13 protein-coding genes are annotated in these 15,170 nt (G+C 37.4%); 11 read left to right on the top strand and 2 right to left on the bottom strand.

What is annotated here, in order from left to right; genetic code table 11:
• The first annotated feature begins 281 nt into the window (after positions 1-281).
• Positions 282-2,267 (top strand): AraC family transcriptional regulator, encoded by a 1,986-nt coding sequence (locus tag V6670_RS19785; RefSeq protein ID WP_338651915.1) that lies wholly within the window; start codon positions 282-284, stop codon positions 2,265-2,267.
• 689 nt (positions 2,268-2,956) lie between these two features.
• A complete protein-coding gene (locus tag V6670_RS19780) occupies positions 2,957-3,925 on the top strand; it encodes a tRNA-dihydrouridine synthase (protein WP_338651914.1) in 969 nt (322 codons plus the stop codon).
• Between the two features lie 143 nt (positions 3,926-4,068).
• Here V6670_RS19780 and V6670_RS19775 read toward each other — a convergent pair whose 3' ends face one another.
• A complete protein-coding gene (locus V6670_RS19775; protein WP_036123441.1) occupies positions 4,069-4,248 on the bottom strand; it encodes a hypothetical protein in 180 nt (59 codons plus the stop codon).
• A gap of 332 nt (positions 4,249-4,580) precedes the next feature.
• On the opposite strand from V6670_RS19775, the gene V6670_RS19770 reads away from it, so the two are divergent.
• The 6 genes from V6670_RS19770 to V6670_RS19745 all read left to right on the top strand — a co-directional run bounded on the left by V6670_RS19770 (position 4,581) and on the right by V6670_RS19745 (position 12,655).
• Complete coding sequence (locus V6670_RS19770; protein WP_141905457.1) at positions 4,581-6,224, top strand: glycerol-3-phosphate dehydrogenase/oxidase; 1,644 nt, start codon at positions 4,581-4,583, stop codon at positions 6,222-6,224.
• 67 nt (positions 6,225-6,291) lie between these two features.
• Positions 6,292-6,849 carry a glycerol-3-phosphate responsive antiterminator gene (locus V6670_RS19765; RefSeq protein ID WP_036123424.1) on the top strand — a complete coding sequence of 186 codons (558 nt, stop codon included), beginning with the start codon at positions 6,292-6,294 and terminating at the stop codon, positions 6,847-6,849.
• A 162-nt stretch (positions 6,850-7,011) separates the two neighbouring features.
• Positions 7,012-7,815 carry an MIP/aquaporin family protein gene (locus tag V6670_RS19760; RefSeq protein WP_141905456.1) on the top strand — a complete coding sequence of 268 codons (804 nt, stop codon included), beginning with the start codon at positions 7,012-7,014 and terminating at the stop codon, positions 7,813-7,815.
• Positions 7,816-7,834: 19 nt separating this feature from the next.
• Positions 7,835-9,331, top strand: coding sequence for a glycerol kinase GlpK (gene glpK / locus V6670_RS19755; protein ID WP_338651913.1), 1,497 nt, complete (start codon positions 7,835-7,837; stop codon positions 9,329-9,331).
• A gap of 456 nt (positions 9,332-9,787) precedes the next feature.
• Positions 9,788-11,149, top strand: a complete 1,362-nt coding sequence (locus V6670_RS19750; RefSeq protein ID WP_338651912.1) for a trypsin-like peptidase domain-containing protein — start codon at positions 9,788-9,790, stop codon at positions 11,147-11,149.
• A gap of 309 nt (positions 11,150-11,458) precedes the next feature.
• Complete coding sequence (locus tag V6670_RS19745; protein WP_338651911.1) at positions 11,459-12,655, top strand: MFS transporter; 1,197 nt, start codon at positions 11,459-11,461, stop codon at positions 12,653-12,655.
• A 73-nt stretch (positions 12,656-12,728) separates the two neighbouring features.
• Here the strand turns inward: V6670_RS19745 and V6670_RS19740 are convergent, their stop codons facing one another.
• Positions 12,729-12,932 (bottom strand): alpha/beta-type small acid-soluble spore protein, encoded by a 204-nt coding sequence (locus tag V6670_RS19740; RefSeq protein WP_004225662.1) that lies wholly within the window; start codon positions 12,930-12,932, stop codon positions 12,729-12,731.
• 186 nt (positions 12,933-13,118) lie between these two features.
• Between V6670_RS19740 and V6670_RS19735 the strand changes: the two genes are divergently transcribed.
• From V6670_RS19735 to V6670_RS19725, 3 genes are all read left to right on the top strand, one after another.
• On the top strand, positions 13,119-13,613 hold the full coding sequence (locus tag V6670_RS19735) for a DUF1456 family protein (protein ID WP_036123415.1): 495 nt from the start codon (positions 13,119-13,121) through the stop codon (positions 13,611-13,613).
• 141 nt (positions 13,614-13,754) lie between these two features.
• Positions 13,755-13,949 (top strand): hypothetical protein, encoded by a 195-nt coding sequence (locus V6670_RS19730; RefSeq protein ID WP_036123412.1) that lies wholly within the window; start codon positions 13,755-13,757, stop codon positions 13,947-13,949.
• 512 nt (positions 13,950-14,461) lie between these two features.
• Entirely contained in the window at positions 14,462-15,136 is a 675-nt protein-coding gene (locus tag V6670_RS19725; protein WP_036123410.1) for a hypothetical protein, read from the top strand.
• The last annotated feature ends 34 nt before the right edge of the window (positions 15,137-15,170 follow it).

Here is a 15,170-nt window from a genome sequence, read left to right as displayed (position 1 = left end):
AATTTAATATTAGTTGAAATACAAAAGCAGACGGTTTAGTAGAGGTGTGATAATACATTTCTAATAGGCCGTCTGCTTTTACTTTTATATTATGAATGAAACGAGCTAAGATTGTAGGTAGTAGCTCTGTTATTGGTTGTTTAGGGTTAAGATGTCGTAGAATATGTGTTTTTTAATTCGGCAACATCTAAATTTGTATTATTTTCCTCAAATCAAAGTTGATAATCATTATCATTTATATTACCATACAAATATGATGTGGATTGAAGGAGTCGAGGTATATGTTGGAAGATGTGGGTTCAACTAATCATTTTACAAAAGAAATGATCGATATGGCTGTTCGGTTATGGACACGCTCATCCATTTCATTAATAGATGTTCGTTACAAGTTGCTTCATCCAGACAAACCGATTCAAAGTTACAGGATGCCGTCTAGTATGCTAGTGTATACCTGTGGTGGAACGGCTAATGTAAAACTGGATCATACACTATATCAATCGGAACGTTTTGGTATTTTTCATGGAGGGAAAGGAACGGAATTATCAATTCATCCTACAAGCAGAAGTCTCGAGACTTACATGGTGCTGTATAGAGCAGAAACTCCGCCATTTTACAAAAGAGAAATTTATCGCTTGTTAGAACATATTAATCCGTTTATACAAACGTATGGATTCTCACCAGGGAATCCCATTTTTTTTATGGAGAAGTTTTTGAATATGAAAGACCATTGGAATCAGGAATCTACGTTACATCAATTTTATTCAAAGATTGCATTGTATCAGATTGTCTATGAGATTTATAATGAGTTGGAAAAGGGAGATATTCTTTTTTTTCAGCCAGATTATGTGGTTTTAGCTAAACAATATCTGGAACGACACTATAGCGAACCTGTGTCCATTCAACAGCTTATTGAAATGCTACCCATTAGTAGGAGCCAGTTAGTTAGGCTTTTTAAAAAACGCGAGCATAAAAGCCTTCAGGAGTATTTGAATGAGATAAGGTTGGATTCAGCCAAGCGGCATTTGCAATATACAAATGCTACTATTCAAGAAATTGCTGTCGGTTGCGGTTTTGTGGACGGAATTAATTTAATCCGAATGTTTAAAAAGTATAACCATATGACGCCAAGTGAGTACCGGATAAAAATGATAACTGATATGGACATTAATGATATTGATAATGATTATCAACCTCAATACAATGAGAGAGAACTAGATCAATTAGTGAAATCTAAGGGAAATGAGGAATTATTAATGTTTGGAAAGACAAGAAACAAGGAAATAATATTGGCGGCAGCCATGAGCTTGATGTTGTTGTTATCAGCATGTACATCGAATGCGCCTGTCAATAATGGAACGTCGGCGAGCCAGTCAGAGACGCAAACACAGACTACATCTAATGCTGAAACTAAGGGGACGCCGCAAACAAGAATTGTGCATACTCTCAAAGGAGATGTGGAAGTACCCGTTAACCCACAGCGGGTCGTTGTCCTGTATTTGATGGGTGACCTGCTTGCTCTAGGAATAAAACCTGTCGGTATTTCCACTCTGGTGGGAGAAGGCGATGCGGCAATCGCTAGTGAATTGGATGGCATCACCACTTTGGGAGATGGGCAACCAAGCCCTGAAGCAGTACTTGCCCTTGATCCTGATCTCATTATTGTTACAACAGATGAAATTTACGACAACCTTCATAAAATTGCCCCTACTCTTTATATACCATATGACTTACCGGTGGAAGAACGTATGGACATTCTAGGGAAAGCATTTGGTAAAGAAGACCAGGCTAAAGAACTTTTGGACAATTTTTATAATAAGGTGGAACTAAGCAAGCAAAAGCTGCAGCAAGCTGGTATTTTAGATAAAACAGTCACAGTTATGGAAAGTAATAAAGGTTCTATGGCTGTCATGGTGGGGATGGGTTACGGACGTGGATCCCAAATTATTTATCAATATTTAGGAATGAAAGCACCTGAGATGGTGCAACAGAAAATAGAAACTTCCAAAAATGATGCGACTAGCATGGATGTCTCCTACGAAGTGTTGCCTCAGTATGCTGGTGATTATGTATTCCGCTCGGCCTTTGAAGGAATGGAAGATTTATCAGACAACCCGATTTGGAATAACATTCCTGCAGTGAAGGAAGGCCGGCTAATCGATATGAGCTTTGGGTTGTTCTTCTACAATGATATCTTTTCGCTAGATAAGCAGCTTGACTTTGTCGTGGATAGCTTGCTGAACACTGTAGAATCTGAGAAACTCCAATAAGTGAAATATCTGTAGGTGATTAATATGATGTCTGTATCTTTAAAATCGAAAAAATATCTGCCTACAGTTTAATCATAGAATAGAATGTTTGATAGGCTCTAAAAAATCCGAAAAGATTTAGAATGTGAAGCGATCGCATGGTCGGAGTTGATTTAATAGAAAAAACATTGATATGACAGGAACAGCCCCCAACAGATAGATAAATAAAAAAGCATCTTCGATTGAATTCGGGTTTAGCTACCTAAACTTCAATTAGGAGGTGCTTTTTCGATGAGTATAAGAGTGAGTTATCCGTATGAAATAAAAGTGAAAGCCATTGATAGGCGACTAGCAGGTATACTAATGAGACAGGTTTTAAATAGGTGGAAACATGGATGGGTTTGTATAAAAATGGAGAAACACATCTATTTAAACAATTTGTCGGTAAATAAAATGCCTTCTTGATCCCTATCTTCTATACTGGGGGACAGTCCCAAAAATATATACTAGTTGCTTTTTGTTTTTTAAAATATCATTTTGAACTGATTTTCGTTAAAATAAGTAGTGTCGATTTTCATAATAGTTTTCCACAAATGATACATGTATTTGATAATAAGGTATTAAGCAACGATATAAATATAACATTTGACTTTATAATTTTTACCTGAGAGTATAGAGTTTTATTCATAGTGAGAGGATTTGGGTTTAACATGATAGATAATTTTTGGCGTGATTTACCACGACCATTTTTTGTGCTGGCACCAATGGAAGATGTGACAGATGTTGTTTTTCGACATGTAGTAAATGAAGCGGGTCGGCCGGATGTGTTTTTTACAGAGTTTACAAATTCGGATAGCTATTGTCATCCAGAGGGACAGAAAAGTGTACGTGGCCGTTTGACTTTTACAGAAGATGAGCAGCCAATGGTGGCACATATTTGGGGGGATAATCCCGACTATTTCCGTCAAATGAGTATTGGTATGGCAGAGCTCGGTTTTAAAGGCATTGATATTAATATGGGTTGCCCTGTACCGAATGTGGCATCAAGAGGAAAAGGGAGTGGCCTTATTCTCCGTCCAGATGTCGCGGCAGAATTGATTCAAGCAGCAAAAGCGGGTGGATTGCCTGTCAGTGTGAAAACCCGTCTTGGCTATAAGGAGATAAATGAGTGGGAGGAGTGGCTAACACATATTTTACAACAAGATATAGCGAACCTTTCGATTCATCTACGAACAAGAAAGGAAATGAGCTTAGTAGATGCGCATTGGGAGCTTATTCCGGAAATCAAAAAGTTACGTGACCGTATTGCACCAAATACGCTACTAACAATCAATGGAGATATTCCTGACCGTCAAACGGGACTACAGCTAGCTGAACAATATGGTATTGATGGCGTGATGATTGGGCGAGGTATTTTTAAAAATCCGTTTGCTTTTGAAAAAGAGCCAAAAGAGCATAGCAGTAAAGAGTATCTTGATCTTTTAAGACTGCAGCTCGATCTGCAAGATCAATATGCGGAAGTACTACCACGTTCCATCACAGGGCTTCATCGCTTTTTCAAAATTTATGTCAAAGGATTCCGTGGAGCTGGTGAATTAAGAAGCCAATTGATGAACACGAAATCAACAGATGAAGTGCGTGTATTGCTAGATAACTTTGAAGCAAATAATATTGAGTGACCTGTAAGCTGGTAAGAATGGAGCATAATTAATAAAAAGCAAGAGTAAGCAATATCCACTCCTTACTCTTGCTTTTTTTCTGGTATAAAGGCTACAAATGAATCTTCCTATTTATTTAAACCTTTATAAGCAAACAGCATTTTTTAGACAAAATCAAATACATCACCAATCAATCTCCCTATGCCTCTAAGTAACCAGAAAAGGACTCTAAAAGGCAAGAGAATGAGTTCAGGTATCCAAACGAGTACATCAAAAATGAAATCTAAAAATGTATAACCGCTGTGGTACTTCTTGCCTTTTCTTCTTTGCCACCAATCCTTCATAAATTCTCAATCCTTTTTAACCGTTACAATTTTTTAATATATTTACGATCAAATGTTTATTAAGTTTCAAATGAACAGTAGAGGCTATCATCTTTTGCTAAAAAACGTTTTTGTTTAGGCATGTGTAGCTACTTTCGTAGCGCATATTTCTTCACATAACAGTATACTGCTAAAACATAAACTTGCCTTTTTCGAATGTGCATATTACAATAAAAAGTAAGTTAATAGCAGGTTTGAGTAACTGAGAGACCATTGAAAACGTATGTACCTAGTGTACATATGCTTTTGATGGTCTTTTTTTATCTTTAAAATGATGAGGGAGGAAATAAAGTATGAGTACAGCTTCTGCGATACAACGACAACAAACAATGGAGGAACTACAAGGCAGGGAGTATGATTTATTAGTAATTGGTGGGGGCATTACAGGATGTGGTATTGCACTAGATGCTATTGCTCGCGGTCTTTCTGTAGCATTAGTGGAAATGCAGGATTTTGCAGCAGGTACCTCTAGCCGTTCGACAAAATTAGTACATGGCGGTTTACGCTATTTAAAGCAATTTGAAATAAAAGAGGTAGCAGAGTTAGGAAAAGAACGTGCCATTGTTTATGAAAATGGTCCACATGTGACAACACCTGTTTGGATGCTGTTACCTTTTCATAAGGGCGGGACATTTGGAAAATACTCTACAAATCTTGGCTTGCGTGTCTATGATTTTTTAGCAGGCGTCAGACGTGCTGAGCGTCGTTATATGTTAAATGCAGTTGAAACCGTTGAGAAGGAGCCATTAGTGAAAACAAAGGGATTACTTGGCGGTGGTATGTATGTGGAATACCGTACGGATGATGCTCGTTTAACGATTGAGGTAGCGAAGGCAGCGATTGAAAAAGGTGCAACATTAATTAATTATATGAAAGCCGAAAACTTCTTATATAATGAACAGCGAAAAATCAATGGCATTGTAGCAAAGGATTTAATAACAGACCGTACAATCGATATTCGTGCAAAGGCAGTGGTTAATGCTGCTGGTCCATGGGTGGATGATGTGCGCACAATTGAAGGGAAGCAGGCAGGTAAGCATTTAATTTTATCAAAAGGTGTGCATATTGTTTTTGATGAATCAAAATTCCCATTAAAACAAGCTGTTTATTTTGATACACCTGATGGTCGCATGGTATTTGCCATTCCTCGTCAAGGTAAGACCTATGTAGGAACAACAGATACATTTTATGAGGGCGATGCTCGTAATATGGATATTTATCAAGAGGATCGCGATTATATAATGAACGCGATTCGTTATATGTTCCCAAATGTAAAGGTGACAGATGCGGATATTGAATCAAGCTGGGCAGGTGTGCGTCCGTTGATTCATGAGGACGGAAAAAATCCGTCTGAAATTTCTCGTAAGGATGAAGTGTGGGTATCACCATCAGGACTTGTAACAATTGCAGGTGGGAAATTAACAGGCTACCGTAAAATGGCTGAAACGGTATTAAATACGATTGCACAGGAACTAGAGCAACAATTTGGCATTCAATCTTCTCCATGTACAACAAAGAAAATACCAATTTCTGGTGGTGATATTGGCGGTTCAAAGAAATTATATGCCTTCTTACATGACCATACAAGATTAGGCAAAAAATTAGGCTTATCCGAAGAAGAGGCTAAATTTTTAACACAGCATTATGGTAGCAATGTAGATATTGTCTTTAACTATGTTAAGGAAGGACATCCAGTTTTACCATCATGGCTGTATGCACAATTAATGTATGGTATTCATCATGAAATGGTCGTTCATCCGAATGACTTTATGGTTCGCCGTACAGGATATATGTTCTTCCAAATGGCCATTGTTAAACAATATAAAGAGGCTATTTTAGATGAAATGGCTAAGCAACTCAACTGGACAGCACAGCAACGTACACAATATGAAGAAGATGTTAAGAAAGAAATAAAACGAGCGACAACTGCGCTATAATGAGGTAGTTACTCTCATAATATAAGGTGAGTATTCACCCTGTATTATAAGGGAAGGAGAGAATGGTATGCATTTTGATAATCAACAGGTAATTCCTGCAGCGCGTACTGTTAAGCAGTTTGACGAAATAATAGCAAGTCCATTCACTTATATTGTCCTATTGGAGGTGCATATTAGCTTATTGATGTCTTTAAAGCGTGAGGCACATCGGCATGGAAAGAAATTAATTATTCATGCTGATTTAATTCATGGTTTAAAAACGGATAATTTTGCAGCGGACTTTTTATGTAATGATGTTCGTCCCGCTGGTATTATTTCAACTCGTTCCAATATGCTAATGAAAGCCAAAGCTCGTGGAATTATGGCTATTCAACGTGTGTTTTTGATTGATACGATTGCTCTTGAAAAAAGTTATTCGATGATTGAAACAGCACAGCCTGATTATATTGAGCTATTACCAGGCATTATTCCGTCTATGATTCAAGAAATCTATGAGCGGACACAAATCCCTGTTATTACAGGTGGCTTAGTGCGTACAGTGGACAATATTGAAGAAGCGTTAACGGGAGGCGCTATCGCCGTTACAACATCTAATAAGAAATTATGGGAAAATTTCAATAAATAGTTGACTCTGTATGTTTTTTTCTCTAAAATGAACTTAAGTTCATAAGCGCGTGGTTAGGAAAAGGAACCCACATTTGTTCATCTACATGTTTTAATGTAGTTTGATTAGATGTGGGTTCCTTTTTGTTTTCTATGGGCTATTATCACAAAGGAGGACTTCACTATGTCTACGTTTACAGCTGAGCTGGTCGGCACAATGATTCTTATTTTATTTGGTGGCGGCGTTGTAGCTGGTACTGTGCTAAACAAATCGAAAGGCTTTGGTGGTGGATGGATCGTTATTACCTTTGCATGGGGGCTTGCTGTTGCAATGGCAGCCTATGCAGTAGGAGGAATCAGCGGTGCTCACCTAAATCCTGCACTAACCATTGCTCTTGCCACGATTGGCAATTTCCCATGGGGAGATGTACCAGCGTATATTGCAGCACAAATGATTGGTGCATTTTTAGGAGCAACGCTTGTTTACTTTATGTATTTACCACATTGGCAGGCAACAGCAGATGCAGATACAAAATTAGCGCCATTTTCCACAATGCCAGCTATTAAACATCCTTTATCAAATCTACTATCTGAAATGATAGGAACATTTATTTTAGTATTAGGCATTTTAGCGTTAGGTACAAATACGATTACAGATGGTTTAAATCCATTTTTAGTTGGTCTGTTAATTATTGTGATTGGGATGGCTTTAGGTGGCCCAACAGGCTATGCGATTAACCCTGCTCGCGATTTAGGTCCACGTATTGCCCATTTTATCTTGCCGATTTCAGGAAAAGGTAATTCTGGTTGGGGATATGCATGGATACCAGTTGTAGGTCCAATTATTGGTGGTACATTTGGTGCTTTGTTTTTCCAACAAATATTTGAAGGGAAAAATAGTATAGCATTTTGGATTGTTGCAGTGATTGTTGTTACTATTTTCATAGGGGCACAATTAACTGTCAAGAATGTTCAAGTTGAAGACTAATTTATTTGGAGGGATTTCTATGTCAGAAAAAAAATATATTTTAGCGTTAGACCAAGGCACAACAAGTTCAAGAGCTATTCTATTTGATGAAAAGGGTAAAATTGTACACACTGCCCAACAAGAATTCCAACAACATTTTCCACAAGCAGGCTGGGTAGAGCATCATGCAGAGGAAATTTGGTCATCTATCCTATCTTGTATTGCAACCGTGTTATCAGAAAAAGGTGTGGATTCAAGCCAAATTGCAGGGATTGGGATTACAAACCAACGCGAAACAACTGTAGTGTGGGATAAACATACTGGCAAACCTGTTTATAACGCAATTGTTTGGCAATCACGTCAAACGAATAATATTTGTGAGCAACTAAAGGAAAGCGGTTACAATGATTTATTCCGTGATAAAACAGGCTTGTTAATCGATGCTTACTTCTCTGGTACAAAAGTGAAGTGGATTTTAGATCATGTTGAGGGAGCACGTGAAAAAGCTGAGGCAGGAGAGTTGCTATTCGGTACAATTGATACATGGCTAATTTGGAAGTTATCGGGTGGGAAAGTACATGTAACAGATTATTCAAATGCTTCTCGTACATTGATGTATAATATCCACGAGTTAAAGTGGGATGAAGAACTTTTAGAAATTTTAACTGTTCCTGCCTCTATGCTGCCAGAAGTACGTCCTTCTTCTGAAATTTATGGCTATACAGAGGAGGCTTTATTCTTTGGCTCTGCTGTCCCAATTGCGGGTGCTGCTGGTGACCAACAAGCAGCATTATTCGGTCAGGCATGTTTTGAAGAAGGAATGGTCAAGAACACATATGGCACAGGCTGCTTTATGTTAATGAACACAGGCGAAAAGGCAGTGAAATCAAATAATGGCTTATTGACAACATTAGCCTGGGGTCTAGATGGGAAAGTAACGTATGCTTTAGAGGGCAGTATTTTTGTAGCAGGTTCAGCGATTCAATGGCTACGTGATGGTTTGCGTATGTTCCGTAATGCGAGTGAATCAGAGCAATATGCAACGCGTGTGGAGTCAACAGATGGAGTTTATGTTGTCCCAGCATTTGTTGGTTTAGGCACACCGTATTGGGATTCTGATGTGCGAGGAGCTGTCTTTGGCTTAACACGTGGGACATCGAAGGAACATTTTGTACGTGCGACACTAGAATCATTAGCTTATCAAACAAAGGATGTATTAGCAGCGATGGAAGCAGATGCTAATATTCCGTTAGCAAAATTGCGTGTAGATGGCGGAGCTGTAGCAAATAATTTCTTAATGCAATTCCAAGCAGATCTATTAAATGTCCCTGTTGATCGCCCAGTTATCAATGAAACAACAGCTTTAGGTGCTGCCTATTTAGCAGGCTTAGCAGTTGGCTATTGGCATTCAACAGAGGAGATCGGTAAGTATTGGAATTTAGATCGTCAATTTACACCAAATATGGGTGACGAGCATCGTGACAATATTTATGCAGGCTGGAAAAAGGCTGTTGCCGCAGCGCAAGTATTTAAGTAAGCAAACCATTTGAGAGGCTGGGATATAACTAGCTTCAATTAATGAGAAATCCGAATTCGGATTTCTCTATTTTTATGTTGTCTCCAGATAGCTCGTAACGAATGTCCAATGAGTCCTCAAATTTTCGATCATTTGAGCGAGGTCTTTCAATGCTAATTCCTTTTCATTTTCTTATATGATTTCTTTTTCAAGTCTGTTTTGCCATTTGCATGAGCTATTGGTGCTCTAGCTACAGATGCTGGTGGCAGGGTTCTTGTTTTTATACAAGCCCTACCATTAGTCATATTTCTGATAAGTATTTCTGTCGATTTTTATTTGAGAAAGGTGAAGAAAACGTCCAATTCTTTATAGAGTTGGGCTTTTTTGTTCGTAAGGAATAGAGGATTTAGAGAGAAATCAGAGAATTGTATATAAGTACCATTATATGTAATGACGTTTTATAGGAGTTGTATGAAGATGGTTGTGACAACGAGACCGTTAAAAATTAAGTATAAAAAGTTAGCTAATCCTTTTCAGGAGTTTATGCAGATCAATCCTCACAATAATGCACTTACGAAGGAAGTGGTCTTTCTACGTTATATTGGTATACCTGATTCTGTCGATCTTTATAAAGAAAATATTTTAAAAATGGATGAGTATTTCGCAAAGCAAAGCGTATTTTATTTACGACTACATAGGCTTGAGGTCATCAATAATAAGAAAGATGCAGATAGACTGTCGGAGCTTTGGAGAGATTGGCAGGCTGCTGCTGATAGTATGCAGTTACTGTATGAGACATCTTTATGCGGTAAATTACCGAATGATCAACTTGAATGGACAAAAAAGCTTAGCTTTAAAAAAATTCTCCATCTTTTTAAAGAACATCAGCCGCATGCTAATGACACGTTACTAAAAAACTTTGCAGTTAAATTTTTATATTGGATGGATTATTATTTACCACAAATTTTTTCTAAGGAAAATCAAGCATCCTTTAAAATTGTTTTTATAGGAGACATTACGCAGCATGAATCATTATTCTTATATTTTTTATCGACACTTGGCTGCGATATATGCTATATGAACCCTAAAGGGGATATCACTAATTTGTATCCTATCATAGCAGCATCATCTACTTTGCAGAGTTGTCGTAATTGCTATGAAAAAGAATTCATAATCCCTAAAATACTCTCGATGAAAAGCATACCATCACAACAACCGACGATTCTCCCAACCCTTAGTACTAGCATGATTACTACAGAAGAGTGTAGTTATGAACAGTTGGCTTCTTTAGCGACGTCTGTTGTGATGATAAAGACATTTGGTGCAGATGGTAAGGTGTTATGTTTTGGTTCTGGAGTTGTTCTCCATCGCGATGGCTATATTTTGACAAACTTGCATGTTGTTGGTGGTGGGAACTATTATTCAGTGCTATATGAAAATGATCCAAACGAGTATATTACCCATCAATTTGTGAAATATCATGACATGCATGATTTGGCTATTTTGAAGGTGGACAGAACAAGTCTACCTTTGCCTGTTAAAATAGAGAGCCAATTAGTTCGCGGGCAAAAAATTGTGGCGATTGGCAGTCCCTTAGGATTATTTAATTCGGTTTCTGATGGGATTGTTTCAGGCTTCCGAGATCTTCGAAAAATGTCTATGATTCAATTTACGGCTGCTATTTCCAACGGCAGTTCTGGTGGTGCCTTATTGGATATGCATGGACGATTGGTCGGTTTGATAACAGCAGGCTTTGATGATGGTCAGAATCTGAACTTAGCTGTACCTGCTCATTTGATTTATCAATTTGCCCAAAACTTTATTGAAGTATCAGGCTAATTTCCACTATTCAACCATTGCTTTTTCATTCGTAATCTTATAGAATGTAGAACGGTATAAATGAACGAAATAAAATTTCCTTTAATACGGTCCAGAGAGGCTGAAAAGGGCTACATGATATTTTTAAGCTAATATCTTTGCTTTGGCATGCCCTTTTGTCCTCTTTGACAGAAGGGCTTTATTTTTGTTCAAATTCCTCTTTTAAAGGAAGTCCCGTGAGGCTTCAAAAGAGAGTGGACAATACGGCTATAATCCATTCACTCGAACACTAAAAGAGATAGACAACTAGAAAACTGGAGGTTAGAAGGAATGGATTATCGTAAAAAAACCGTGGTCGCTTCAGTGGCTGGGTTAACGCTAGAAGGAATGGACATTATGTTTATTTCCTTTGCCATGACAATGATTATTGCAGAATTTAATATTGACCTTGCAACCGGTGGATTGATTTCATCCATCACGAATATTGGAATGCTGATGGGTGGTATTATTTTTGGTGTGTTGGCCGACAAATATGGTCGTGTAAAAGTGTTTACGTATACCATCATATTATTTGCCATCGGAACGGCCTTAACAGGCGTAGCAACAAGTATTGAGCAAGTTTATGTTTATAGATTTATCGCTGGCTTAGGAGCTGGTGGGGAATATGGTATTGGTATGGCACTTGTGGCGGAGGCTTGGCCGAAGAATAAACAAGGAAGAGCTTCTTCGTATGTAAGTGTAGGGGCACAGTATGGGGTGATCTTAGCGGCATTATTAAGTGCCATCATTTTACCAACTTTAGGATGGAGAGCTTTATTCTTCGTCGGTTTATTACCAGTTATTTTTGCCTTTATCGTACGTAAAAATCTTGATGAATCACCAGAATGGGTGGCGTCACAGAATAAACAAAACAACAAGCAAGAGAAAGGGAAACTGGCCCAGTTATTTGCTTCACCACGAATCACGATGACGACTCTTTCGCTGATTTTAATGGCTACTGTTCAAATCGCAGGCTATAATGGCCTCATGATTTGGCTACCATCTATGCTACAAAAATCGCAAGGATTATCAGTTTCCAGCTCAGCTTTGTGGACAATTAGTACCGCTGTCGGCATGATTATTGGCATGCTGACATTTGGTAGATTTATGGATCGTTTTGGTGCAAAGCGTACATTCGGTATCTTTTTATTAGCCTCAGCCTGTGCAGTATTCCTTTATTCCTTTGCAACAGGTGCAGTAGCCATATTATTAGGCGGTGCTGTTGTAGGATTTTTCTCTAACGGAATGTTCGCAGGGTATGGTGCATTAATTAGTAGCTTCTATCCAGTCCAAATTCGCAGTACAGCAACAAATACTATTTTTAACTTTGGTCGAGCAATAGGAGGATTTTCACCAATCTTTGTCGGCTATATTTTACAAAGTTACGATATGACAGTCGTTATGATTTACTTAGCAGCATTGTATTGCATTTCCTTTATCGTCATGCTGACACTTCAGGGAACAGGCAAGGATTTGCAAACGGCTTAATCCTATACATCATGAAAGAACGAATTCCACTTCTTCAAATGGGATTCGTTCTTTTCTTATTAGTTTTATTTAATTATAATAAACCTTTTGAACGTTTCTCAGCGATTTCAACAAGGCGTTTTGTAATTTCTCCTCCAACGGAACCATTTGCGCGAGAAGATGCTTCTGGCCCAAGCTGAACGCCAAATTCTTGTGCAATTTCATATTTCATTTGATTGACAGCTTCGTGTACGCCAGGTACTAGAAGCTTATTTGAACTACGGTTATTGTTAGCCATTGTTCTCACCTCCTTGAGCTTAGAATGGTTGCTTACCAACTTTTCATACATTTAAAAAGAAGGAAACGCACACGCTAAATGCTAATAACAACAACTTGTGGAAAGCCAGCAATAATCAGCAAACTCTCTGTTATAATTAAGCCTGGCTCTTTACTATAGAAGATTGATTAAAGGAGGAACAACAGAATGACGAATAATGATATTTTAATTCGTTTACGCTATGCATTCGATATAAAAAATGTAGATATGGTGGAAATTTTTAAGCTAGGTGGTATGAATTATACGAAAGAAGAAGTATTAAATATGCTCATTAAGATTAATGATGAGGAAGAAGCACCAGAAACATACATTAGTTGTAATAATAAAATGTTGGAAGCTTTTTTAAATGGACTCATTACCTTTAAACGTGGGCCACAGAAGCCAAAGGAAGGACAGGCTGAGGGACCACTACCTGTGTCTGGAAAAGAAAGTCCGAACAATATGCTATTAAAGAAAGTGAAAATTGCCTTATCCTTAACAACTGAGGAGATGCTTGAAATTTTATATGATGGTGGAATTAAGGTGACAAAAGGTGAATTAGGTGCCATTTTAAGAAATCCAAGTCACCGTAATTATAAAGAGTGCGGTGATTCGTTCGTACGTAATTTTTTAAGGGGCTTAACATATAAATATAGAGGGTAACAGACAGATGTTTTAAATCATAAAGTACCATTTTTTTCTTTAAAATTCGTTGACATTTTGTGACGAAATTGTGTACAATAAATTTATCACAAAATGTTCACAAAAAAGATGAAAAATGTTCACAAACAAAGGGGTGCTTGTATGATTTATTTTGACATCTTATTAGTAGCTATTGCATGCGTTACAATGCCTTTTATTGTTGCAGTTATGCTAGATATTTTTTATGCAGAACGAAAAAAAGTTCGTTTTTCATTACGTCGTACTTCATTATGGTATATCGCTATGTTTGCACTATCGTTTATACCATCCGTTTTACTTGTCACACAAAACGTATAATGCAATCAAACACTTAGGGGTAAGTGGAATGAAATAGGCAGCTACAACGCTAATTAAGGTTGTAGCTATTTTTTTATGTTGATATGACAAAAGTATTTTATACCGAAATGGAAGGGTTCAATAAATGACATGGTGAATGAAAACTTCACAATGATGTATTTTCAAGTAAATAAACAATAATAAAAGATGCATTCGATAGTATAAAATACGCAGTATGATTATTGCTGGTATTATTGTTATTGGGATTAGCTGGATTCCGGGAATGCTAGGGGAAGCTTTCAAGTCAATTTATAACAGGTATCACAATTGTCGTGGTGAGCTTACTTGTACCACCATCACAGCATGTCCTTGGTGCAAGCAGTAAAGAAAAATTAAACTATGGAGAGCACGGGTTCATTGAATTTCAATGGATTCGTGTTTTTTATTAGAATGAAAAGCTAGAGTCGAGAATAAAATTGCTAGTACATCAACCTATTTTTTCTAGCAATTATCTTGATAAAGGCGGGGTCTGAATGAAAAATATTTTCTTCATTTTATTAGGAATTGTCTATCTTTTTCTAGCAAATGCAATTGAATTAGCCATCATTAAGCCATTATTTTTTTTAATAGGACTTGCTTTAGTCAGTATAGGTAGTATTCGTTATATAAAAGAACGTTATATTGCTGCACAAACTTTGGTACAAATGACGGAAGCTAGTGAAGAAGAGATAATGGCTATTCCTCATACCCAATGTACATTATCCAATGATGCTTTAAATGCTTTATTGTTAAATGAACAGACAAATACGCTTATTTTTGCACGAAGAGAATCGCTAGATGAAGAGTTGACAATAATAGAGATTCCATTTAACAAAATATATGAAGTGGCCATCATGGAAGACGAAGAGTTTATGATTAGAACAAAGAATCACCTTATGAGTGGGTCTTTACTTGGGGAAGCGGATGAAATAGAGGAAGTGGAGGTGGAGGAAGATACAATTTCACAGCTTTCTTTAAAATTAGTGGTGGATCATTTATCAGAGCCAATTCAAGAATATATGTTTATGGATAATGGTGAAGAGCCAATTTCAAAAGAGGAAGAGGACTACAAGGAAGCTATGGAGCTTTGTGAGAAATGGTTTCAAAAGATAAGCGTAATTATCAAACGTCATGAATTGGAAAGAGTTCCGATCAATCATTGGCAATAATCGAAAAAGCTATCTCGAATTAGAAAAATTTGAG

The organism is Lysinibacillus sp. Y5S-8, from assembly GCF_036894365.1.
Lineage (GTDB): Bacteria > Bacillota > Bacilli > Bacillales_A > Planococcaceae > Lysinibacillus > Lysinibacillus fusiformis_D.
Note: the sequence above shows the minus strand (reverse complement) of the source record. Positions and strands in the feature narration are given on the sequence as shown.

Bases quoted from the DNA above. Each gene is read 5' to 3' on its own strand.
- V6670_RS19745 (WP_338651911.1), top strand. From the start codon at position 11,459: ATGGATTATCGTAAAAAAACCGTGGTCGCTTCAGTGGCTGGGTTAACG.
- V6670_RS19725 (WP_036123410.1), top strand. From the start codon at position 14,462: ATGAAAAATATTTTCTTCATTTTATTAGGAATTGTCTATCTTTTTCTA.
- V6670_RS19765 (WP_036123424.1), top strand. From the start codon at position 6,292: ATGCATTTTGATAATCAACAGGTAATTCCTGCAGCGCGTACTGTTAAG.
- V6670_RS19750 (WP_338651912.1), top strand. From the start codon at position 9,788: ATGGTTGTGACAACGAGACCGTTAAAAATTAAGTATAAAAAGTTAGCT.
- V6670_RS19775 (WP_036123441.1), bottom strand. From the start codon at position 4,248: ATGAAGGATTGGTGGCAAAGAAGAAAAGGCAAGAAGTACCACAGCGGT.
- V6670_RS19730 (WP_036123412.1), top strand. From the start codon at position 13,755: ATGATTTATTTTGACATCTTATTAGTAGCTATTGCATGCGTTACAATG.
- V6670_RS19760 (WP_141905456.1), top strand. From the start codon at position 7,012: ATGTCTACGTTTACAGCTGAGCTGGTCGGCACAATGATTCTTATTTTA.
- glpK (WP_338651913.1), top strand. From the start codon at position 7,835: ATGTCAGAAAAAAAATATATTTTAGCGTTAGACCAAGGCACAACAAGT.
- V6670_RS19740 (WP_004225662.1), bottom strand. From the start codon at position 12,932: ATGGCTAACAATAACCGTAGTTCAAATAAGCTTCTAGTACCTGGCGTA.
- V6670_RS19735 (WP_036123415.1), top strand. From the start codon at position 13,119: ATGACGAATAATGATATTTTAATTCGTTTACGCTATGCATTCGATATA.
- V6670_RS19785 (WP_338651915.1), top strand. From the start codon at position 282: ATGTTGGAAGATGTGGGTTCAACTAATCATTTTACAAAAGAAATGATC.
- V6670_RS19780 (WP_338651914.1), top strand. From the start codon at position 2,957: ATGATAGATAATTTTTGGCGTGATTTACCACGACCATTTTTTGTGCTG.
- V6670_RS19770 (WP_141905457.1), top strand. From the start codon at position 4,581: ATGAGTACAGCTTCTGCGATACAACGACAACAAACAATGGAGGAACTA.